19 protein-coding genes and 1 tRNA gene are annotated in these 21,426 nt (G+C 43.6%); 11 read left to right on the plus strand and 9 right to left on the minus strand.

What is annotated here, in order from left to right:
* Positions 1 to 146: 146 nt before the first annotated feature.
* Complete coding sequence (locus ACBR23_RS07345; RefSeq protein ID WP_371119318.1) at positions 147 to 2,396, minus strand: DUF1796 family putative cysteine peptidase; 2,250 nt, start codon at positions 2,394 to 2,396, stop codon at positions 147 to 149.
* Between the two features lie 290 nt (positions 2,397 to 2,686).
* Complete coding sequence (locus ACBR23_RS07350; RefSeq protein WP_371118023.1) at positions 2,687 to 3,454, minus strand: TerC family protein; 768 nt, start codon at positions 3,452 to 3,454, stop codon at positions 2,687 to 2,689.
* Between the two features lie 256 nt (positions 3,455 to 3,710).
* Between ACBR23_RS07350 and psaM the strand changes: the two genes are divergently transcribed.
* On the plus strand, positions 3,711 to 3,806 hold the full coding sequence (gene psaM, locus ACBR23_RS07355) for a photosystem I reaction center subunit XII (RefSeq protein ID WP_015174804.1): 96 nt from the start codon (positions 3,711 to 3,713) through the stop codon (positions 3,804 to 3,806).
* A gap of 310 nt (positions 3,807 to 4,116) precedes the next feature.
* Here the strand turns inward: psaM and ACBR23_RS07360 are convergent, their stop codons facing one another.
* Positions 4,117 to 5,319, minus strand: a complete 1,203-nt coding sequence (locus ACBR23_RS07360; protein WP_341739055.1) for a transposase — start codon at positions 5,317 to 5,319, stop codon at positions 4,117 to 4,119.
* 106 nt (positions 5,320 to 5,425) lie between these two features.
* Between ACBR23_RS07360 and ACBR23_RS07365 the strand changes: the two genes are divergently transcribed.
* Positions 5,426 to 5,839 (plus strand): hypothetical protein, encoded by a 414-nt coding sequence (locus ACBR23_RS07365; RefSeq protein ID WP_341739054.1) that lies wholly within the window; start codon positions 5,426 to 5,428, stop codon positions 5,837 to 5,839.
* A gap of 185 nt (positions 5,840 to 6,024) precedes the next feature.
* Here the strand turns inward: ACBR23_RS07365 and ctpA are convergent, their stop codons facing one another.
* Positions 6,025 to 7,263, minus strand: coding sequence for a carboxyl-terminal processing protease CtpA (gene ctpA / locus ACBR23_RS07370; RefSeq protein ID WP_371119334.1), 1,239 nt, complete (start codon positions 7,261 to 7,263; stop codon positions 6,025 to 6,027).
* Positions 7,264 to 7,968: 705 nt separating this feature from the next.
* On the opposite strand from ctpA, the gene petB reads away from it, so the two are divergent.
* From petB to ACBR23_RS07385, 3 genes are all read left to right on the plus strand, one after another.
* Positions 7,969 to 8,637 carry a cytochrome b6 gene (gene petB / locus ACBR23_RS07375; protein ID WP_371119317.1) on the plus strand — a complete coding sequence of 223 codons (669 nt, stop codon included), beginning with the start codon at positions 7,969 to 7,971 and terminating at the stop codon, positions 8,635 to 8,637.
* Positions 8,638 to 8,757: 120 nt separating this feature from the next.
* Positions 8,758 to 9,240 carry a cytochrome b6-f complex subunit IV gene (gene petD, locus ACBR23_RS07380; protein ID WP_371119316.1) on the plus strand — a complete coding sequence of 161 codons (483 nt, stop codon included), beginning with the start codon at positions 8,758 to 8,760 and terminating at the stop codon, positions 9,238 to 9,240.
* Positions 9,241 to 9,608: 368 nt separating this feature from the next.
* Positions 9,609 to 13,340 carry an Eco57I restriction-modification methylase domain-containing protein gene (locus tag ACBR23_RS07385; RefSeq protein WP_371119315.1) on the plus strand — a complete coding sequence of 1,244 codons (3,732 nt, stop codon included), beginning with the start codon at positions 9,609 to 9,611 and terminating at the stop codon, positions 13,338 to 13,340.
* Between the two features lie 56 nt (positions 13,341 to 13,396).
* Here ACBR23_RS07385 and ACBR23_RS07390 read toward each other — a convergent pair.
* From ACBR23_RS07390 to ACBR23_RS07405, 4 genes are all read right to left on the minus strand, one after another.
* Positions 13,397 to 13,470, minus strand: a tRNA-Pro gene (locus ACBR23_RS07390).
* Positions 13,471 to 13,517: 47 nt separating this feature from the next.
* Positions 13,518 to 13,886, minus strand: a complete 369-nt coding sequence (locus ACBR23_RS07395; RefSeq protein ID WP_371119314.1) for a DUF1818 family protein — start codon at positions 13,884 to 13,886, stop codon at positions 13,518 to 13,520.
* 131 nt (positions 13,887 to 14,017) lie between these two features.
* Positions 14,018 to 14,668, minus strand: coding sequence for a hypothetical protein (locus tag ACBR23_RS07400; RefSeq protein ID WP_371119313.1), 651 nt, complete (start codon positions 14,666 to 14,668; stop codon positions 14,018 to 14,020).
* A 283-nt stretch (positions 14,669 to 14,951) separates the two neighbouring features.
* Positions 14,952 to 15,182, minus strand: a complete 231-nt coding sequence (locus ACBR23_RS07405; RefSeq protein WP_340521819.1) for a DNA-directed RNA polymerase subunit omega — start codon at positions 15,180 to 15,182, stop codon at positions 14,952 to 14,954.
* 147 nt (positions 15,183 to 15,329) lie between these two features.
* Between ACBR23_RS07405 and ACBR23_RS07410 the strand changes: the two genes are divergently transcribed.
* The 3 genes from ACBR23_RS07410 (at position 15,330) to ACBR23_RS07420 (ending at position 18,126) form a co-directional block, all read left to right on the plus strand.
* Positions 15,330 to 16,022, plus strand: a complete 693-nt coding sequence (locus ACBR23_RS07410) for a GDSL-type esterase/lipase family protein (RefSeq protein ID WP_371119312.1) — start codon at positions 15,330 to 15,332, stop codon at positions 16,020 to 16,022.
* Between the two features lie 66 nt (positions 16,023 to 16,088).
* Entirely contained in the window at positions 16,089 to 16,766 is a 678-nt protein-coding gene (locus tag ACBR23_RS07415; protein ID WP_340521823.1) for a response regulator transcription factor, read from the plus strand.
* On the plus strand, positions 16,732 to 18,126 hold the full coding sequence (locus tag ACBR23_RS07420; RefSeq protein WP_371119311.1) for an ATP-binding protein: 1,395 nt from the start codon (positions 16,732 to 16,734) through the stop codon (positions 18,124 to 18,126). Before ACBR23_RS07415 ends, ACBR23_RS07420 begins: the two co-directional genes overlap by 35 nt.
* Before the next feature lie 154 nt (positions 18,127 to 18,280).
* Here ACBR23_RS07420 and ACBR23_RS07425 read toward each other — a convergent pair whose 3' ends face one another.
* Entirely contained in the window at positions 18,281 to 18,667 is a 387-nt protein-coding gene (locus tag ACBR23_RS07425) for a hypothetical protein (protein ID WP_371120921.1), read from the minus strand.
* A gap of 165 nt (positions 18,668 to 18,832) precedes the next feature.
* Between ACBR23_RS07425 and ACBR23_RS07430 the strand changes: the two genes are divergently transcribed.
* The 3 genes from ACBR23_RS07430 (at position 18,833) to ACBR23_RS07440 (ending at position 21,402) form a co-directional block, all read left to right on the plus strand.
* Positions 18,833 to 19,492, plus strand: coding sequence for a Fe2+-dependent dioxygenase (locus tag ACBR23_RS07430; RefSeq protein ID WP_371120922.1), 660 nt, complete (start codon positions 18,833 to 18,835; stop codon positions 19,490 to 19,492).
* A 204-nt stretch (positions 19,493 to 19,696) separates the two neighbouring features.
* Positions 19,697 to 20,560, plus strand: coding sequence for a calcium-binding protein (locus ACBR23_RS07435; protein ID WP_371119308.1), 864 nt, complete (start codon positions 19,697 to 19,699; stop codon positions 20,558 to 20,560).
* Between the two features lie 257 nt (positions 20,561 to 20,817).
* A complete protein-coding gene (locus ACBR23_RS07440; protein WP_371119307.1) occupies positions 20,818 to 21,402 on the plus strand; it encodes a PepSY domain-containing protein in 585 nt (194 codons plus the stop codon).
* Positions 21,403 to 21,426 lie beyond the last annotated feature (24 nt).

The raw sequence follows: 21,426 nt of genomic DNA on the forward strand, positions 1-21,426 counted from the left end.
CGGACTGCCGGACTGCCGGACTGCCGGACTGCCGGACTGCCGGACTGCCGGACTGCCGGACTGCCGGACTGCCGGACTGCCGGACTGCCGGACTGCCGGACTGCCGGACTGCCGGACTGCCGGACTGCCGGACTGTGGGTCTGACCTTAACTATTTTTCGGTATCTTAGGTGGACACCAAAACAGGTTTTTACTAGAAACCCCGATCGACTCCAAAATCCCTCGCATCACATCTGTACAGTACATCCAGTGTCCCAAATCGTCATACATTCGATCGGGATTAAACTCCACATTGTAATGCAGCACATTATCAAGACCCGCAAATTCATCGGAAGATTGGGGAGAAAGCAGCATCAATTGAAAAGGTTTCCCCTGACATTTGTATTCTAGTTTATGGATAAGATCGATCGCCCCATTGCGATCGGCAATACCAGTGCGGACAAACAGCACCTTGTCGCAATGTTTAAGTGCGTACCAAAACCGCGCAGAACGTGCCGTATATCGATCGCGCATTCGTTCAAATACCGGAGACATATCGTTAACCGGATCGTCTGTCTCTTCAACTTCATGGGCAAAAGAAAGACCAGACCACTTGCTATGATAGATTCTGCCCGCTTGGGCACTGTAGTGGAGAAAAGCCGGATTCCACATATCATAAAAACCGTTTTCGATCGCATCAGCAACATCTCCAATATTGGTAGTGCGAGTCAAATCGAAGGGAAAAGCCGGGCCGTCGTACTCCATTTTATACAGCATCATCCGCACTGCACATCGATCGCCAAGTGGCAAAATCGCCACACGGCTGATCTCCGATAATTGACATTTATATTGAAACAACACAGCGGACTTAGGCGGTGCTTTCACCCGACTTTCGAGCCCGTCGCCAATCATCATGGTGCGAAAAGGGGCGTCGGGATTCAGCGGATCATCATAGACACCCGATGGCATAGCTTTCAGTACATGACGAACTTCCTTCCACATCGGTTGAATGTTGTATTCTTTGTCTGATTCGTTGATAATCCAAAGGTGGCGATCGTCTAATTTCAAAATTCCCAAATGCCCGTCATAGAACAACAGTTGTGAGTTGTTCGGTGCAAAAAGATTGAAAGCGGAAGTGTATTCCACATCAGCGCCAGGGGGAATTTCTACTGTAGTTTCGATCGTCCCATTTTCCTGAACTGCAAAGAAAGGAAGCGTCCCTGACTTGACATTCTTGGCAATATAGATTCCTGGTATCAATCCTGCTTGGCGTTGCAATGCAGTTTGGATTGCTTGCCAATAGGGAGCGATCGTGTAATTGTTTAGTGATGAATTGACGATCCGCAAACTCTGTTCTTCCAGACAAGCAGTGACTTGAAAACCCGCATTGTCAAGGAAAACTGGAACTGTTTTCGGTTGGGCAAAGTATTGTTTTTCTCTTACCAATTCGTCTTTGTCGATCGCGAACAAGTTAAGATCGATCGTCTCATACATCAGCTTATGACCGATCGTGTTTGGGTGAGACGGGTCGAAAGATATCCCCTGTTTCCAGCGTCCCTCTCCATCATCCAACACTCCCAACCAATCCAGCACCGGAACACCCCAATTCAGCATCCGCTGGTGAGTATCTCGCAACAGCCAGTAGTGTTCAGAGTTATAATTGCCGTGGGGATATACCCCGCCCAGCATCGGCCGTGCTCCCAGTGCCCGCGTCATTTTCACCAACTGCTGCAAACCACTTTCAAACCTGCGTTGCGCGCCCCGTCGTTCGTGGGGGCGACAGTAGGCTAACCCTTCGTTACCCAGGGACAGGGCAATAATCACCACATCTGGTTGTTCTGGGGCGACGACTGAGGGAAAACGGGCGATCGTTTTGCTGACATTGGCCCCCGCTTCTGACAAATTGATTAGTTGGTGTCCGTATTTTTCCTGCAAAGACTCTGCCAACTGGGAAGCCCAACCTTTCAACATCCAGGCTTTTTGACCCTTGGCGACGGAACTACCAATCACTGCAATTTTTAAACCTTCAGACTTTTTGTGTGAGGGTATCTTGACAACGGGTTCCTCATAGTATCCGAATGGATAAGGCTGGAAATAACCAAATGCGCCATCGTCTACGATTATTTTGCTGGATTTTTGGTCTGGGTCGATCGGTATCCAGCGATTAAAACCGAATCCTTCCCATGCTGCGATACCATTGGCATCAATATACACGTACTTATATTCTATTTTCTGGCGATCGCCTAAATCGAGAGCAGGCTGAATGTCTATATCTGTGTACCATAAAGGATAGCGATCGGCACTGGTATTCAGTCGTAGGCATTTGGTGATATCCCACAGTCCTAATTCGGGAGTAGAACCGACGATACCGATGGATGCGCCAGTTTGCGTGTGTCCAATAATCTGGAATCGATACATAGGTTTTTTCTCGATCTTAAAGATACAAGGCCGGACAAGAAGGCTGAATCCTCAAAGTTGTTTTAGAGAGTAACACATAGAGTGATTTAAATATGTCTTTGAAATAACATTGGCTGTGAGATCTAGCGATCGCCTTAACAGGCTTGGCGATTGCTATACTAGACTTGTTTAAGCAGTCGGCTATCTCGGTATTCACGGGGCGAATTTATACACAAAAAATAGATCGACCTTTAGCAAAAGATCGATCTAATTTATGTTGAAACAAAAGTCAATATTAAAATAAAAGTATCTCAAATTTCCGACTTCTGTGCTTCCTGCTCCTTGACTTGCTCTTCCGAGTCCTGCTTAAATGCAGATTCTAAGGACTCTGTAATCTCCTTCGACTCTGGAGTGCGTTTAGAAAAACCCCACACAAACATCAAGGCGATACATGAAACTACCAGCCATTGGGGAGGAACTAAATCTGGATTAATTACTTTCACCAACAACCTCATTCCCACGAACCCGACTGTGATGTAGCCTGCACTTTCCAGGTGAACGTATTCATCCAGCCAGCGGATGAACAATCCAGCCATGAATCGCAGAGCAATAATGCCAATGGTAGCGCCCGTGACAACAATCACCGTGTTATCGGAAACTGCGATCGCAGTAGTGACGCTATCCAAAGAAAATGCTAAATCCGTAAAAGCAATCATGGGAATTGCTTGCCAAACAGACGAAAATTTGGGCCCGTGATGTTCTCCATCGGAGTCAGCATCTGAGGCGAAGTGCTGCCAAACCAGCCACAGTAGGTACAGAGCACCCAGCAGTTCAAACTGCCAGTATTGGATCACCCAAGTAGCGGTTAAAATCAGTGAAATTCGCAGTACGAAAGCAATTATCAAACCGAAATTGAGAGCCTGTTGCTGTTGCTTTGGTTCTTCCAAACCTTTAGAAATAGATGCCAGGGCGATCGCGTTGTCAGCCGAAAGCACAGCCTCCAAAGCCACCAAAACTAACAATAATAAAAAGGTGTCAACTCCTAGATTCGGAGAAGATTCGATAAATTGATCTAGCATTAACTATGTTGTGCACCTAAAATTTGCAATGGTAGAGCTCAGCGTTAATCACCTGCTCTGTCGAGAATTAGTGTCACCTTCACTTATCTTAACCTAATTTGGTAACTCTGCGACACCCGATCGCCCTCCTTCTGCGTTCCATCTTGAGAAGTCCTGACAGTATTTTATATTTCGAGTTGTTACAAGTGATTCCCAAAAGCGCCAATTTGCCGGAAATTAGTGAAAGCTCGTGTCCGTGAAAAGGAGTTTTGCCAATATGTCTTTAACAGATACCCAAGTCTACGTCGCCCTCGTAATTGCTTTGATTCCTGGAATCTTGGCTTTCCGGCTGTCTACTGAACTTTACAAGTAGTTCACAGACACTAGCGAGAATCGCCAAAGTACCTGCCTCAGCAGTTAAATCTTGAGAGTGCAGACAATTGCTGCCACAGTGGAGTAGATTGTTTGTTGTCAGCAAGACAAAACTGCAAGGGCAGGGATTTTTATATCAAAAATCTGTCCCCAGGTGTCCTTCTGTCTCAAAAATTTTAGCTGGTATCACCTTGACAAACCAGGATAGGTGTGGATTCAACTAAAAGTTTTCTGGAACTAGCAGCTTGAAAACGTCACTATCAGACATCTTTGACATCCTCACCGGGCTAAAGCCACGGTGATTCCAAAGATCACTCTTTGGGCTTCCTCTTTCCCCGACTCGGCTTACTTGGAGGAATTTCTTCACCCAAGCTCTTGTCGATGTCTCCAGAGGCGTTAAGCGTTCCCGTGTGCCCCACGGTACGAAGTGCAAGTTCCAGTATGTTACGAGCGGCGTTCCAGTCCCGGTCTAAAACCAACCCACAATGAGAACATTTATGAGTTCTTGTACTCAAAGACTTCTTGACAACTTTCCCACACTTAGAACAAATCTGGCTGGTGTAGTGCGGTGGAACAGCAACTGTTGCTACACCAAATACCTTGCCAAAATATTCCAACCAACTCCGGAAAGCCGACCACGCCGCATCAGAAATCGACTTAGCAAGTTTCCGATTCTTAACCATGTTTCGCACCTGCAAGTCCTCATAGGCAACCAAGTCGTTAGACTGGACTACGCATCTTGCCAATTTCACAGCAAAATCTTGACGCTGCCTACTTACCTTGAGGTGTTTTCTGCTCAATCGGTTTCTCGCTTTGGTTCGGTTAATCGCTCCTTTTTGAGTTCGAGAAAGCCTTCGACCGAGCCGTTTGAGCGCTTTTTCAGACTTCCTGAGATGCCTGGGATTGTCAATTGTATGTCCATCCGAGTCGGTGTAGAAGTGATTCAACCCAACATCCAGCCCAATAGTTTTACCCGCTGGTTCTCTCTTCTCAACTCGCTCGACATCAAGACAAAACTGAACGTAGTACCCATCAGCACGACGAACAACCCGAACTCGCTTAATCTGTTCCAACTGATAAAAGTGCAGAGCACGAGTTCCCCACATCTTGAAACTTCCAGCTTTAAAACCATCAGTGAAGGTGATTGTTCTCCTGTCCTCCGACAGCTTCCAGCCACAGGTCTTGTACTCAACAGAACCATGTGTTTGATGCTTTTTAAAACATGGAAAACCTTTCTTTGCTGCTTTCTTTTTGCAGTTGTCGTAGAACCGAGCAATAGCAGACCAAGCTCGTTCAGCAGAAGCTTGACGAGCCATAGAGTTGAGCTGACTGGCCCAAGGAAATTCCTTGGCAAGAACCTTGCAATAAGCGCTCAGTTCATACCGCCCAATCCCCTGATTGTCTATCCAGTATCTGATGCAAGAATTGCGGACAAAACGCGCAGTACGAATCGCTTCATCAAGCTTTTCATACTGATGCTTTTCGCCTTCAAGCTTTGCTTCAAATACCAGCATTTTACGTTATGGTGTTGGATATAATTATTCTAGCTCAACATCAATAAAATTGAAAGCCGTCCTAGAAGGACGGGGCTTTAGACCCTTTTTTTTGGTAAACAAAATTATGCAAGCGATTAAACCTACCGTTACCCCACTACGTCCTGTCAAAAACTCCCCTCGCGTTGCAGCAGGTACTAGCAGCCGCCCGCGTTCTTACCCTCACCAAACCCTCGCGGCGGAAGCAGGAGTGAAGTTAGCAGTCAACATGGTACTTTCAGTTTGTGCAACTTCTGCTTTGATTCAGCTTTGGCCTCACTACCGGGCAGTACAAGAAAAATTGCAGGAAATCCAAGCTGAAGTCAATATTACCGAAAAGAGAGTGAATCAGTCGCGATCGGACTTTAATCGCTACTTCGATCCCAGTCTGGCTAAAACAGTGATGCAAGAGCAAAGCAATCGGGTTGACCCCCAGCAGCAACCAGTGATTTTGCAGGAATCGGAGGCACCCGACGCCGAGGAGCCAACTCAACAACCTTAAGGAAGAAGTCCGAGGGCAGAAGCAAGAAGGTCGCAAAGATATCTTCAGCCATTGACAATTTCTTAAGAGTCTGCTTGCTAGATTTCGATTCCGGTTGCACTCGACCATGATTGTTGACGGTTGACAGTCCGTCGAACAACTCAAAGGCGGGTCTAGGTACTAGCTCAAAACTTAAAACTTGGGTTTCAAGCTGACTTCGCCATTACGGTTTTTTGCTTCAGCAGTTGGAGTGCAGCTTGATATTGCAAGTCGCTCTCAGTGCCAATTTGATCCCGCGTCATCGACTCGCTAGGTACTACCCGATCGGGCGCAATCCCCATTTTGTGAATATCCGTGTGATTGGGCGTCTGGTATTTCGCCACAGTCACAGCCAATCCCGAACCATCTGACAAATCAAACAGCGACTGAATCAGCCCTTTACCAAAGGTCTTTTCACCCACCAGTTTAGCTCTGCCATTATCTTGCAGCGCACCAGCCAAAATTTCGCTAGCACTGGCAGTTCCCTTGTTTACCAAAACAATCAGGGGATCGCCTGTTAGCGCCTGTCCATAGGCATCAAAACTGCCGAGAACACCTTGTCGATTCACTGTGTAGACAATGGTGCCGGAATCGATCCACAACCGGGCAATTTCAATCCCGGATTGTAGCAGTCCCCCTGGGTTGTTCCGCAGGTCGAGAATGTAGGCGGCGGCTCCTTGTTTTTCGAGTCGGTCGATCGCATTACTGACTTCAGCAGTGGCGTTAGCGCTGAATTGACTGAGGCGAATGTAGCCCACGGGTAAATTTTCCGGCCCAGACTGCAACTCGGCATATACCGGATTGAGAGCAATGCGATCGCGCACTAACTCAATATCCTGTGGAGATTCCCTACCTTCGCGCCCCAAGGTGAGGGTGACAGCAGTGCCGGCGCGGCCGCGCATTTTAGTGGCGGCTTCGTCTAGACTCAATTCTGAGGTGGGAGTGCCGTCAATTTTCAAAATGCGATCGAGGGGTTGGATACCAGCTTTATCGGCTGGTGAACCGGCAATCGGAGCAATCACTGTCAGAGTGTTAGTCTGGGGGTCGATCGCAATTTGTAGCCCCACACCAGTCAGTTCCCCAGAAGTATTGACCTGCAAACTGCGGTACTGTTCTGGTTTCAGCAGTCGAGTGAAGGGGTCATCCAGATTAGCCAGCATATCCTGAATCGCTGTATAGGTTTGTTCTCGATCGCTCAGGGGGGTCTTGATAGTCTGTTCGCGAATCGACCTCCAGTTGCGATGATTGAAGGTATCGTCCACATAAGAGCGGTTGACAATTCGCCAAGCTTCGTTCAATAGCTTCTGTTCATCAGTCAGCGCCATCGCCGGCTCGGCCCAAGAACCCAAAACCATAACCCATTGGAGGACAAGTAAAATTGCGATCTGGAAAACTCGTCTGTGCATCATTGTTCCGTAAAATATGGGTAGATTGGTATCTGTTGTATTTTAAGTTTGTACGTTTTTGAGCTTTTGCACATTCAACTTGAACTCTGGGAAGGCAAAAGTCATCCAGCCAGTCCAGGAGGCACTCAACGGAAAACAAGCCGGTTTGTCGTTCTCTTCCTTAATCTCAAATCAGCTAATTACCTGAACCAACCTGGTTTTCGCCAAAACCCTAAACAGCATCAGGCCTGTGGCAGTCGCGCACCAAAAATTAGTTAAAGTTGACATTTAACCCAGATTAAGTGAAGTTTTATCAAAAATATGAAAATTTAGAAACCTGAGTCCGCTCACTGTATCAGATTCTATTGTGTAGCTAGGCTCATGGCGATATGCCAGCTTGGGAGAGATATGGAGCTTCGGAAAAATGGTGTTTGAGACCCAAGCAAAAGCGATCGCTCCGTGAAATCTGCACGGCTATTATGTTACATTTTTTATCATAGTCAGGAATTCGATCGGGCAACGCCAGCAAAGGGGAGCAAGCTAGGGCTCCGTTTCCCAGCGCTAACAGCGACCGCACCATCGAGTGCCTCAGTCAGCTCCCAATTTAAAAATAGCCAAAGTCAGTTGCTAGTAAAAGCTTACTGGCGATCGCGGGGCGACAAAAATCCTTGTGGCTGCTGCCCTTAATCTCAACCACAGCAATATTCTTTTAGGAATTCTGGCTCCATGTTTTCTAAACAAATCACCGAATCAAAAACCTACCAGTGGTTTGACGAACGCCTGGAAATTCAAGCGCTCGCCGACGACATCACAACCAAGTACGTACCCCCCCACGTCAATATCTTCTACTGCTTGGGCGGAATCACTCTGGTTTGTTTCATCATCCAGTTTGCCACGGGCTTCGCCATGACGTTCTATTACCGTCCCACGGTAGCAGAAGCTTTTTCATCCGTCCAATACATCATGAATGAAGTCAGCTTTGGTTGGCTGATTCGTTCCATCCATCGCTGGTCCGCCAGCATGATGGTGCTGATGATGATTCTCCACATCTTCCGCGTTTACCTGACCGGTGGCTTCAAAAAACCCCGCGAACTCACCTGGGTTACAGGAGTAATTTTGGCAGTCATCACCGTCTCCTTCGGCGTGACCGGCTATTCGCTACCTTGGGATCAAATTGGTTACTGGGCCGTCAAAATCGTTTCCGGCGTTCCCGAAGCCATCCCCTTTGTCGGTTCTTTAATGGTTGAGTTACTCCGTGGCGGCGTCAGCGTCGGTCAAGGCACATTAAGCCGCTATTACAGCTTGCACACATTTGTGTTGCCTTGGCTGATTGCAGTATTCATGTTGGCTCACTTCTTGATGATTCGCAAACAAGGAATCTCAGGCCCGTTGTAAGTTTTGAGTTGTAGGGGCAATATTTTTTTTGCCCCCCGCTAAGTTTTGAGTTGAAAATTCAGAATTCATCGCTCATCATATTTATTTACAGCCAACAACCAAAAGGAGAACACTGTCGTTATGTCTATTCTCAAAAAACCGGATTTGAGCGATCCAGCGCTCCGCGCTAAACTCGCCAAGGGCATGGGCCACAACTATTACGGCGAACCAGCCTGGCCCAATGACTTGCTCTATGTTTTCCCTGTAGTAATCATGGGAACAATTTCTCTGTGCGTCGGTTTGGCTGTGCTTGACCCGGCTTTAGTTGGGGAACCTGCTAATCCTTTTGCTACTCCGCTAGAAATTCTGCCGGAATGGTATTTGTGGCCAGTGTTCCAACTCCTGCGCGTTTTGCCTAACAAATTGTTGGGTATTGCTTGCATGGCTGGCGTTCCCGTGGGTTTGATTTTGATTCCGTTCATCGAGAACGTTAACAAGTTCCAAAATCCGTTCCGCCGCCCTGTGGCTACTACTGTTTTCCTATTGGGAACAGCAATCACTCTGTGGTTGGGTATTGGCGCTGTTTTCCCCATCGACAAATCTTTCACTCTTGGTCTGTTCTAAGATTTAAGCTTGGTTGATTTTGACGCCCGCAGGTTTTCTAGAAGTGCTTTTGTACTTAAGGGAAACTTTTGCGGGCGTCATTTTATTTGGTTGCTATAATTAATTAATTTGATCGTATCGGATAAAATATAGCAACCGCCTTAAAGAAATGTTCCGGTTTTAGCGAAGGGCAATCGGCAGAGATCAGAAGTTAGATCGCATCCGCTACCATCGGAATTGTAAAATCGGGTCAAGTGGCCACCAAATATAAGCGCAATTTTCAGTTTTTCGACTCACGGTCAACAGTCAACAGTCAACAGTCAACAATCATTGCTGAGTGCAACCGGAATCGATATTAATGGTCAATATTAAATTAAATTTAAAAGCAGATGAGTCCAAATAAAATACCGCCGATAAAAGCATTAAATAAAGCATTCCTTAAGGTGAAACCCAATCGGGATGATTTTGAACAATTTAAACACAATCTGATTAGATTAATCGACCACATCAACGAATCAGAATCGGAGGAATTTCACAAAAATCTGGTGGCGCAGTTTTTGCGTGAGACTTATTATGGAGCCAATCATTTCATCAACACAAAAGGGCGTAATGACCTAGTTATTCATAACGGAAAAGATGCCAAAAACAGCGTTGGTGTCATTCTGGAATCTAAAAAGCCAACGAACAAAGGCGAGATGCTTAAGGTTGACAATCTGAATAGCAAAGCCTTTCAGGAATTGGTACTCTATTTTTTGCGCGATCGCATTTCGGGAAAAAACCTTGAAATCAAATATTTAGTCGCAACCAATGTTTACGAGTGGTTCATTTTTGATGCTGGTACTTTTGAAAAATCCTTTGCTCAGAATCAACAACTGGTAAAGCTATTTACCGATTTTGAAGCAGGAAGACTAACGGGGAAAAAAACTGACTTTTTCTATCAAGAAATTGCGGCACCTGCTATTGAAGCAATCAAAGACGAGATTACTTTTACCCATTTCGATATTCGAGACTACGAACAATCTTTAAGGAATACCGAAAAGCAAGATGACAATCAACTAATTTCACTATTTAAACTGCTTTCACCAGAGCATTTATTGAAATTACCGTTTGCGAATGATAACAACAGTCTGGATAAAGCATTTTACAGCGAGTTACTCCACATCATCGGTTTGACGGAAACCAAAGCAGGCGGCAAAAAACTGATCGGGCGGAAAAAAGAAGGCCGCCATATTGGTGCACTGATTGAAAATGCGATGGAGCAACTTGATAGTTTAGACAAAATCTCCCGACTCGAAAAACCAGAACAGTTTGGCGATACTTACCAAGACAGACTGTTTAATGTTGGCTTAGAATTAGCAATCACTTGGGTAAATCGCATCCTGTTCCTGAAATTATTAGAAGCGCAGTTAATTAAATATCACAATGGCGATAAATCCTTGGCATTTTTGAATTTAAGCAAAGTACAGAACTATGACGATCTAAATAGCCTTTTCTTTAGCGTTTTGGCGCGCAAACCACAGGAAAGAAGTAGTAGTATCCAAAATATTTTCGCCAAGGTTCCTTATTTAAACAGTTCATTATTTGAGCTAACCGAACTCGAACACTTAACTATTTCTATTAGCAATCTCCGGGATGAGAATCTGCCGATTTTATCATCTAGCGTCTTGAAAGATAGCAACGGGAAAAAGCGCACAGGCGAACTTAATGGCTTGGAATATTTATTTGAATTTCTGAATGCTTACGATTTCAGCAGCGAAGGTTCATCAGAAATTAAGGAAGACAATAAACGGCTGATTAATGCTTCTGTGCTTGGGTTAATTTTTGAGAAAATCAACGGTTATAAAGATGGAGCTTTCTTTACTCCAGGCTTCATTACTATGTATATGTGCCGCGAAACAATTCGCCGAGCCGTTGTGCAGAATTTTAATGAAATTAAAGGCTGGAATTGCCAAAATATTAACGACTTGTACGACAATATTAAAGACAAGAAAGAAGCTAATCAGATTATCAATAGTCTCAAAATTTGCGATCCGGCTGTGGGATCTGGACATTTTTTAGTTTCGGCTCTTAATGAAACGATCGCGATTAAAAGTGAACTAAAAATTTTGATTGATAAACAAGGGAAAACATTAAGAGATTATCAGGTTGAGGTGGCAAATGATGAGTTAGTTGTCACCGATGATGATGGATTATTATTTGAGTATAATCCCAAAAGCCCGGAAAGTCAACGGATACAAGAAACTCTATTTCACGAAAAACAGACGATTATTGAAAATTGTTTATTTGGTGTAGATATTAACCCAAACTCTGTCAAAATATGTCGTTTGAGGTTATGGATTGAACTTTTGAAAAATGCTTATTATAAAGCCGAAAGTCATTACACGGAGTTGGAAACTCTACCAAATATCAATATCAATATCAAATGTGGTAATTCCTTGATTAGCCGTTTTGCGTTGGATGTTGATTTGCGACAAGCTTTAAGGAAAAGCAAGTGTGATATTGATAGTTACAAAAATGCTGTGCAAACTTACCGCAATGCTGAAAGTAAGGAGCAAAAACGGGAAATGGAAGGCATAATCTCATCTATTAAGGGAAATTTTCGCACAACACTTTATGGTAATGATTCAAAAAAGACTAAGTTGAGAAATCTTGAGGGTGAGCGTTATAATTTAGAGAATCAAATGTTGTTATTTCAGGAATCAACGACGGAGCAAAAGGCACGGGAAAAGAAAATCACTAAGTTAAGTAATGAGATTGATAAGTTAGAAGTTGAAATTGAGGAAATAGAAAGTGGAAAACTTTACGAAAATGCGTTTGAATGGCGGTTTGAGTTTCCTGAAGTGCTGAATAATGATGGTGATTTTGTGGGTTTTGATGTGGTGATTGGGAATCCACCTTGGGGGGCCAATATAGATCCTAATCAGCTTAAACATATAAAAGCTATGAATTCTGACATTGTTGTTAGGATGGTAGATTCTTTTATGTTTTTTATTAATTTAACATTTTCCCTAAAATCAAAATTTGGTCTGGTATGTCAAATTATTCCTGATGTGATTTTATATCAAATTGACAATGAAAAGTTACGCGAAAAAATATTCAATAAATCTCAATTAGAGATAGCTTTGAATTTAGGAGATGCAATTTTTGAAGATGTCTCAAGACCTGCTTGTATCATACTCCTCACATCTAACATTAGCAATATTTCTTTGATTGGCGAATATTCTGTTGGTGGCTCTGACAAGCTATCTAATATTTTACTAACAGAAATCAATACATCTTTTTTCGAGGATATTCCCAATAAAGCTATTCCTACAAAAAATCTTAGTGGTTATAAAATAATTAATAAATATAAACATACCAGATTGATTGAGTTAGTAGATAATGATGAGATTCAAAGAGGCATCAGTCCTGATTTTAAAGATGCTTTTATTGTTGACGATCAAATTATTCACAGATGTTTATTGGAAAAAGATTTTATTTTTTCTACGATTACAGGTGGTCGCGATCTCAAAAAATATCTAGTTCAAGATGTTGGTAAGAAAATTATTTATACACAAAAAAGCGACGCTTGTCAACTTATTCCTAATATTCTCAACTATCTACAAACGTTTAAGGAGCAGATAACTTGTCAAGAGGTTGAGGAAGGTAAACATCCTTTTTGGTCTTTGCATCGACCAAGAAATAAAAAAATATTTCTTAAACAAGAAAAGATTATTGGTGTAATTACTGGAGACAGAATAATTTTGGGATTAGATGTTAATCAAATATTTCCGACAGATGGATTGTATGTAATGGCGAGTAATGGTAAATATTCAAATAAATTGCTGGTTGGTGTTTTAAACTCAAAATTATTAACTTATTTCTATAGATTGTTATCTATGGAAGTGAATAGAACATTGGCGCAAATTAAACCAACAATTTTAAAGAATTTACCTGTTCAATTTGACAATGAAAAAATTGTAATACGAATTGAATCAATAGTCGATCAAATCCTGACCGCCAAAAAATCCGATCCCAAAGCAGACACCACAGAATTAGAAAAAGAAATAGATCGACTGGTTTATCAGTTGTACGAATTGACGGCTGAGGAAATTAAAATTGTAGAGGGAGAAACTGCATAGAAGGGAAAAAACTCTAAAAACAGTAAAACCCGCTCATTGAGCGGGTTTTGTTACAATCGGAACGACAGGATTTGAACCTGCGACCCCTACTACCCCAAAGTAGTGCGCTACCAAGCTGCGCTACGTCCCGACAGCTTTAACAGCATATCATCAAATTCAGAAAAAAGTCAAAAAAAATCAAAAAACTTTTAAAATTTTTGCAGCTTGGGTCAAACCAGGTATCGCAGCCGGGGGCCAAAAACCCTCACACCTCCTACCAGCACTGAGGATGAACTGCACGCTGTAAGCTTGGGGATAGCCTTCTACTTGCACCCACACTAAATCGCTTTCGGCTTCGATCGCGATTTTTTCCTCTTCCATCAACTCACTGGCCATTTGAGTCATGGTGGCGGCTAATTGGGCTAGTAGGCGGCAAAAATCGTTCAACTCAGCCTCCGTGAGTTCGATCGCCCAACCATCGCCACCCACTAAACCCTGAAACTCGGTGCTGTTGGGGTTCCATCCCAAACGCCATCCGTCACCTGTCTTAATTACGCGATCGACCATGGAGAAATTTTTGATTTTTGATTTTTGATTGGGTTGTATCGGAATGATTTAACCGCAGAGAACGCAGAGAACACAGAGGAAGAGAAGAGAGGGGCATAATTATGATTCTACCTAATCATTGAAAAAAATTTTTAAGGTGCTAGTAACTTGGCGTCTCCTGGCTGGGGCTGAGGTATGGTGGGGGAGTTCGATCGCCCTTCTGGTTTTCCTCCCGCCGGTGCTTTGGGGTCTGATGAGCCCAAATCCCCTGTAAAAACATCAACCAAAGCTTGAACCAAAGCATCCCGCTGACTTCTATTTAAACCTTGAATCGCAGCCCGATCGCCTTCCAAGGGATTCGATCGCAAAACATCGTTTCCGGGATACACACTTTCGACCAAATAATCGGGAGTTACCCCCAAATAATCAGCTAAACTCAATTTCCAATCAAAGCGATAATTGGGTGGCCGTCCTTTGACAAACACATGATATCGAATCAAGCGTCCGACTAAAGTATTATTGGGGTCTACTTTTCCAGTTTCTTTAGAAATGTAATTATTGGCGAGGGGGAAATCAGGCAATTTTTGATAGACAAATTTCCAAGCATCTTGGACTCTCACTTGTTGCGGCTGCGGTTCTTGAGCAACCCGTACTTCAGACACAGATTGATTAGCCCGCAATACCGAAGGTTCCATCGCCGATAGACTTAGTTCGCCCGATTCCAGTATCCAACTCAAAAGCGTGAAAATCGCCACAATTAAGGTAATTAACAAAAAACTCAAGGCCAGCTTTAATTTCTTCACGGTTTTGATAATTTGTTCAAATATAAAATAATTTCAGCAAGTTTTGAGTGTAATACCAATTTAATGTGAAGTTGCACATATTTCGATCCCCCTAAATCCCCACCCCCCCCTAGCCCCCACCCCCCCCTGCCCCCCCCAAGGGGGGATGGGGGAAGGGGGACTTTGATCAGAATCTTGTCCCCCCCTTATTAAGGGGGGCTAGGGGGGATCGGATTCTATGCAGCCTCATAAAAAATTGGTGTGAGTCAAAATAATTGCTCGCACCTCAAAACTCTCCAAATAGCTAGATGTCTCCGATAATTTCCGGCTGTGTCAATTCGTCAGACATTTCAAATATAGCCCGCATCACTGGTTTCATTTGATGGTCGTCATTGTTGTCAAAATCTTCATAGCGACGACGTTTGGCGCGGTTCGCTACCTGTACCGTAATCCGATAACGGTTGGATGCAGCACTGATCAACTCTTCTGCCCTACGGGTTAGCTGAGTTGAATCAAAGGGTGGACGCTTAGCCATGAGACTACCTACTTATCTGATGTTAGATTCTAGTTTACCAACAAATTCGGGTAAATCCACGGTCTAGGTGCGATCGGGTTGAAGGCGATCGAGTCCCATTGAAATATAGTGTAAATATGTCAATTATTCATTGAGTACCGTTTTGTTATGCAGGTAGCCACAGCCCATTCATTTAGTCACTTGCGTCCGATAACTTCTCATCCCATGAAATTGGTGGCGTTTGGGGACAGTTTAATCTACGGTTTTGGCGACAATGTGGGCGGGGGCTGGGTGGAACGACTGCGACGGCAATGGATGTTGTCGGAGATTCCTGGGCACGTTCTTTATAATTTGGGGGTTAGGGGCGATCGTGCTTATCAAGTCGCCCAGCGGCTAGAGAATGAGTTTCGTCACCGTGGTGAGCTCAGAAACCGCGTCCCGGATGCGATGATTCTTTCGGTAGGGCTGAATGATTCGGCGAGGGTACAATCTGCGATCGGGCGCAATTATACTGATTTCGATCATTTTAAAACCGTTGTAGATCACTTGTTAAATTTGTCACAACAACTTTGTCCAGTGATTTTTGTCGGGATGGTGCCGGTGGATGAAAGTAAAATGCCTTTTCAGGATTGTTTGTACTACAGTCATGCTGACCAGTATCGATATAAGGAAGCAACCAGAGTCGCTTGTTTGGAGCGGGGAATCCCCTATTTAGATATTTTTGACAAATGGTGCGATCGGGGTAGTGATTGGTGTCGATCGCGTTTAATTGCAGATGGGCTGCATCCCAATGTGGCGGGGTATCAATCTTTGTTTGAGGATGTCACAAGTTGGGAACCCCTAGCTGCGATCTGTCTTTAGTCCGCCTTAGATATTAGATTTGAGATTAAAAAATTAGGAATGATATCAAAATTTTAGCAGTGAGCTATGAAGATTCTGTTAGTAGAAGACGACGATCGCATTGCCCAAGCATTAGCAGAAGCCCTCACCGACCAACATTATGCCGTAGACATAGCCGCCGACGGTCAAGAAGGTTGGAACTTTGCAGAAACTTTTACCTATGACTTAATTCTGCTAGATGTGATGCTGCCAAAAATAGATGGAATTACCCTATGTCAGCGCTTGCGCCGACAAGGTTTAAAAACCCCCGTGCTCATGCTAACAGCCAGAGACACCAGCAATGATAAAGTCATAGGACTAGATGCCGGAGCTGATGATTATGTCGTTAAACCCTTCGATTTGCCAGAATTAGCAGCAAGAATTCGAGCCTTACTGCGGCGGGGAAGTACAACTTTGCCACCAGTATTAGAGTGGGAAAATCTGCGTTTAAACCCGAATACCTGCGAAGTTACTTATCGCGATAAATTGCTGCACTTTACACCAAAGGAGTACAGTTTGCTAGAATTATTCCTGCGAACAGGAGGGCGCGTTTTAACACGGAGTGCTATCCTAGACCATATATGGGCTTTTGAAGACTCGCCAGGAGAAGAAACCGTAAAAGTTCATCTCCGGGGTTTGCGACAAAAACTGAAAGCAGCAGGCGCACCAGCTAATTTTATTGAGACTATTTATGGCATGGGTTATCGGCTCAACCAAAACCTCTAATCCCCAATTTCAAGCTTTGGGATGGCGTTTATTGCTATCTTACTTAACAGTGATGGTAGCTATTTTAGGGACTTCTGCGATTGCTGTTTATGAATTATTTACCAGCAGTCTGTATCAAGAATTAGACCAGCGATTGGAGGTTTTGGCTCAAGCAGCTTCTCACAGTTTAGTTGCGATCGAAAAGCAGCACCTTTCAGAACATCCAGAAAAAAAAGGCGATCTATCTCATCAACAAAGTGAACAGCGCAATGATGACTTTCAGATTGAACTCGATCGCGAAAAAGTAACTCGTCATTTAGATAAAGACGGAGACTTAGACATTCCCTGGCAAAATCTGCGGGAACCAGATCAATCTGTAGAATGGTTTAATGAAGCAGGTAAAATCTTAGGAAATTCCGGCAAGACTTTACCGCCTGTAATAATAAAATCAGGCTTCCACACCATACAAAATGGGCAAATTCGGTCGGCGACAATTCCAGTTTACATTTCTTATGATGATAAAAAACAAGAATTAAAAGGTTATATTCGCACCAGCGAATCTACTAAAGAAGTCGAAGAAGTTCTCAGCAGACTCCGCTGGAATTTGGGTTATGGGAGTATTATTTTTCTGAGCTTGACTGCGGTTGGTGGTTTGTGGCTGACTAAGCAATCTCTCAAGCCAATTGAGGATAGTTTTCAGCAGTTAAAACAATTCACTGCTGATGCTTCTCACGAGTTGAGAAGTCCGCTGACGGCGATTAAAACTTCAGTGGAAGTTATGCAGAGTCATCCTGAGAGAATTCATGCAGCCGATGTTAAGAAAATGGTGGCGATCGCCTCTGCTACTAAACAGATGACTCAGTTAGTTGAAGACTTACTTTTATTAACTAGAATGGATGCACCAGCAGCCACGATCGCCCGCGAGTGGATAGCGGTTCCGTTAGACGAATTATTAGAGGATTTGCTAGATTTGTGGGAACTGCAAGCTCAAGAAAAGCAAATTATTCTCAAGTCAAATTTAGCCATTGATACGTCTGTAATGGGAGATGCTGCACAGCTAACTCGTTTGTTTTCCAACTTGATTGGAAACGCAATTCATTACACACCAGCGGGCGGAATTGTGACTGTTTCTCTGAGCAAACAGAATCGATCGACAATTGTGAGTGTAGAGGATACTGGTATCGGCATTGCTCCAGAAGATGTCAAGTTAGTTTTCGACAGATTTTGGAGAGCAGATCGAGCCAGAAATCGCCGTGCAGGGGGTTTGGGGATGGGATTGGCGATCGCCCAAGCAATTGTCCAAAGCCACCAAGGAGAAATTAGCGTTACCAGTCAGCTAGGAGTAGGTAGCTGTTTTAAAGTAAAATTATCCTCAGTATAGCAATCCTAAATCATTCATGCAGATATGTAGGGGCGGTGCCAAGAGTGCCCGCCCTCCGAGAGATTGGGCAACCACGGGGCAAGGGAGCCCCTACAAGAATTATGCAAATGATTTAGGATCGCTATAGCTTAAGAGTTGATATTAATAGAAAACCTTAACTCTTCTTCCCAGATTCTCCTTTTTCACCGCTTTCTCCTTTTTCTCCCTCTTCCCCTTTTTCTCCACCTTCCCCGCCCTTGGAAGCTGTCATTGTGACATTACTATCTGTCAAGGAAAGTTCAGAAGTCAAACTACTTTTTTTCCGGGGTTTTGGTTTTTTTCCTTCGCCGCTTTCTCCTTGTTCGCCGCCACTGCTACTCATTAAGACGATCGGTTTAACCGGCTTGCTGTTGCTCATCGATGAATTAGCAGCATTACTTAAAAGAGAAATAGGGGAAAATTGATTAACACTGCTATCATTCTGGGATGCGATCGCACTACCAGCTACAGAGGTTAAAACACAAGCTCCAATGCCGAGCCAAATCTTAGTTTTACTTTGCATCTTTAAAAAAGCCTTATTCTGGGTGATTACTGCTACTATCCCAGAAAAAAGTAAAGAACTCGGAAAGAACCAAAAACATCGAAAAATTGTTTGCACAGACATTACCTTATTGCTACAATGCGAGTCCATTAGCAACCTGTAGGAGTGTCCCCAATGATTATCTGTATGGCAAATATTCTGACTTCAGAGGAATTAGGATTAATTATCGATCGCCTAAAAAATGCTGAATTTGTCGATGGGAAGTTAACAGCAGGTTGGTACGCCCAACAAGTAAAAAATAATTCTCAACTAAAAAATGATGCGGCTCCAACTCAGGAACTCAGAAACTTAGTCAATCAAGCACTAAAACGCAATTCTTTATTCCAAATAGCGGCGCGCCCTAAAGCAATTCGTCCCATTATGTTTAGTCGCTATCAGGGAGGAATGTACTACGGGACACATATTGATAATGCAATTATGGGAGATGAAGAACTAATGCGATCGGATTTGTCTCTCACTCTATTTCTCAGCGATCCTGCAACTTATACGGGCGGGGAATTAGTGATTGAAAGTACCCAAGGCGAACAAGCTTTTAAACTTGATGCTGGTTCAATGGTTGTTTATCCTACTACAACTTTACATCGTGTGGAACCTGTCACTGAAGGTGAAAGACTAGCGGCGGTGACTTGGGTGCAGAGTTTAGTTAGGGATGCTCACAAACGAGAAATTCTCTTTGATTTGGATACGGTTCGCGATACCCTTTTTCAGAAGTCTGGAAAGACAGCGGAGTTTGACTTGCTATCAAAAAGCATTGCTAATTTGCTGCGAAAATGGGCTGATGTTTAGGTTGAGCAGGACTTACGCAAGAGACTAAGGGATTGGGGCAACCACGGGGATTGCCCCTAGATTAACACGAGATATAGATGTCGTGCATCCAGAACTATTGAGGAGGTTTTGGAAGCGGATGAAATAAATTTTAGGTCTTTCCGAGTTCTTTACTTTGTTTTGTCACAGTAATTGTAGATGACTTAAACAACGAGGATCTAACAGATGAGCAACCAAACTAAAATTTGGACAGGCGTGGGACAGTCTTATGTGACACAAGACAATTCTATCGATGTCGATCCAGTATCATCGGAGAGATACCAACTCTCAATTGGTGAAAGTGGTGAAAGTGGTGAAAGTGGTGATGACAGCCGTTACGAAAATGGCAACGGCTATTCTGAGTACCAAAATGGCAACGGCTATTCTGAGTACCAAAATGGCAACGGCTATTCTGAGTACCGAAATGGCAACGGCTATTCTGAGTACCAAAATGGTAACAGCAATTCTGGGTACATAAGTAGTAGCAGCAATGATGGATACCAAAGTGGTTATCAAAACGGCACTTCAGCGAGTGTTAGTAATTATGGATACGAAAGCGGCGGCTATTTCTACGAGAATGAAATTAAAGGTACAGATAGTGATGACAACTTGACAGGAATTCTTGGCAATAATATTGCTTTAAAAGGAAGCAAGGGTAATGATATTCTGACTGGCAGCAATGGCAATGATAAACTAGAAGGCGGCAAGGGTTTTGACACACTTAGCGGCGGTGCAGGAAATGATATCCTTGATGGAGGGAAGGGTAAAGATATTCTGACCGGCGGCATGGGTTTGGATTTATTTGAGCTAGAAGGGCGAGGGGCTGCAAATACTCTCGATCTCGCTGATATCATCACGGACTTTCAAAAAGGAGCAGACATACTGAAGCTGAAAGATGGCTTAGGATTTGCTAACATTAATATCACTCAAGGAACTGGAATTTATGCAAGCGATACTCTGTTGCAGATAGCAGGCACGGGTCAATATTTGGCAGTGTTGAAAGGAGTTAATGCTGGAAATCTTAACGCGACTGATTTTACTTTTTCATAATGCTAGGATTTGCGCCGTAGCCGGGTTTTTCACAACAGGACTTACCCACTTCGACCAAAGAAACCGGGTTTTTTACCGAATCTGCGGGTAACAACGAAATATTTTCGCAAAAAAACCCGGTTTCTGCCTACCCGTGCGTCCAAAACTATACAAAAGCGAAATATTTTCGCAAAAAAACCCGGTTTCTGCCTACCCGTGCGTCCAAGAATATCTGATTTGTCAACAACAAAATATCTAAAAAATAGGAGAATAAATAGATGGCTAGCATTAATTTTCGCAAACTTCACCGCCAAGTTGCACCGATTATTTTCATTCCTTTACTATTGAGTGCCATAACGGGAGTTGCCTATCGGCTGGGAGAAGATTGGTTTGGTATAGAAGGTGATGCTGCTGAGATTTTTATGGTGATTCACCAAGGAAGCTATCTCGGAAAGGAACTCAGACCATTTTATGTGCTTTTGCTGGCTTTGGGAGTGATTGGGCTGATAGTCACTGGTTTGACTATGACCAAATTTTTTGGTCGCGCACGCCCTGAAAGACCAGGTGCTAAACTTGATTTTCGTAAGGTTCACCGTATTGCTGCACCGATTATTTTATTGCCTTTAACAGTCAGTACGGTGACAGGTGTAATCTACCGAGTTGGCAGAAGCTGGTTTAAGATGCCGAAAGAGGTAGGAGAAGTTTTTTTGAATATCCACCAAGGAGAATATTTGGGAGATTTTTTGATGCCAATCTATGTGTTTTTGGTGGGTTTGGGTGTGATTTTTATGCTGGTAACAGGAATCAATATGACTGGTATTTTTCGGAAACGCCGCCAGCAAACAACAGAGGAAGATAGCTAATACCATTTTTTTTCTGGAATGACT

Source organism: Microcoleus sp. (assembly GCF_041354475.1).
Classification (GTDB): domain Bacteria; phylum Cyanobacteriota; class Cyanobacteriia; order Cyanobacteriales; family Microcoleaceae; genus Microcoleus.

Coding starts and splice junctions, on each gene's coding strand:
- ACBR23_RS07345 (WP_371119318.1), bottom strand. CDS start 2,396: ATGTATCGATTCCAGATTATTGGACACACGCAAACTGGCGCATCCATC.
- ACBR23_RS07350 (WP_371118023.1), bottom strand. CDS start 3,454: ATGCTAGATCAATTTATCGAATCTTCTCCGAATCTAGGAGTTGACACC.
- psaM (WP_015174804.1), top strand. CDS start 3,711: ATGTCTTTAACAGATACCCAAGTCTACGTCGCCCTCGTAATTGCTTTG.
- ACBR23_RS07360 (WP_341739055.1), bottom strand. CDS start 5,319: ATGCTGGTATTTGAAGCAAAGCTTGAAGGCGAAAAGCATCAGTATGAA.
- ACBR23_RS07365 (WP_341739054.1), top strand. CDS start 5,426: ATGCAAGCGATTAAACCTACCGTTACCCCACTACGTCCTGTCAAAAAC.
- ctpA (WP_371119334.1), bottom strand. CDS start 7,263: ATGCACAGACGAGTTTTCCAGATCGCAATTTTACTTGTCCTCCAATGG.
- petB (WP_371119317.1), top strand. CDS start 7,969: ATGTTTTCTAAACAAATCACCGAATCAAAAACCTACCAGTGGTTTGAC.
- petD (WP_371119316.1), top strand. CDS start 8,758: ATGTCTATTCTCAAAAAACCGGATTTGAGCGATCCAGCGCTCCGCGCT.
- ACBR23_RS07385 (WP_371119315.1), top strand. CDS start 9,609: ATGAGTCCAAATAAAATACCGCCGATAAAAGCATTAAATAAAGCATTC.
- ACBR23_RS07395 (WP_371119314.1), bottom strand. CDS start 13,886: ATGGTCGATCGCGTAATTAAGACAGGTGACGGATGGCGTTTGGGATGG.
- ACBR23_RS07405 (WP_340521819.1), bottom strand. CDS start 15,182: ATGGCTAAGCGTCCACCCTTTGATTCAACTCAGCTAACCCGTAGGGCA.
- ACBR23_RS07410 (WP_371119312.1), top strand. CDS start 15,330: ATGCAGGTAGCCACAGCCCATTCATTTAGTCACTTGCGTCCGATAACT.
- ACBR23_RS07415 (WP_340521823.1), top strand. CDS start 16,089: ATGAAGATTCTGTTAGTAGAAGACGACGATCGCATTGCCCAAGCATTA.
- ACBR23_RS07420 (WP_371119311.1), top strand. CDS start 16,732: ATGGCATGGGTTATCGGCTCAACCAAAACCTCTAATCCCCAATTTCAA.
- ACBR23_RS07425 (WP_371120921.1), bottom strand. CDS start 18,667: ATGCAAAGTAAAACTAAGATTTGGCTCGGCATTGGAGCTTGTGTTTTA.
- ACBR23_RS07430 (WP_371120922.1), top strand. CDS start 18,833: ATGGCAAATATTCTGACTTCAGAGGAATTAGGATTAATTATCGATCGC.
- ACBR23_RS07435 (WP_371119308.1), top strand. CDS start 19,697: ATGAGCAACCAAACTAAAATTTGGACAGGCGTGGGACAGTCTTATGTG.
- ACBR23_RS07440 (WP_371119307.1), top strand. CDS start 20,818: ATGGCTAGCATTAATTTTCGCAAACTTCACCGCCAAGTTGCACCGATT.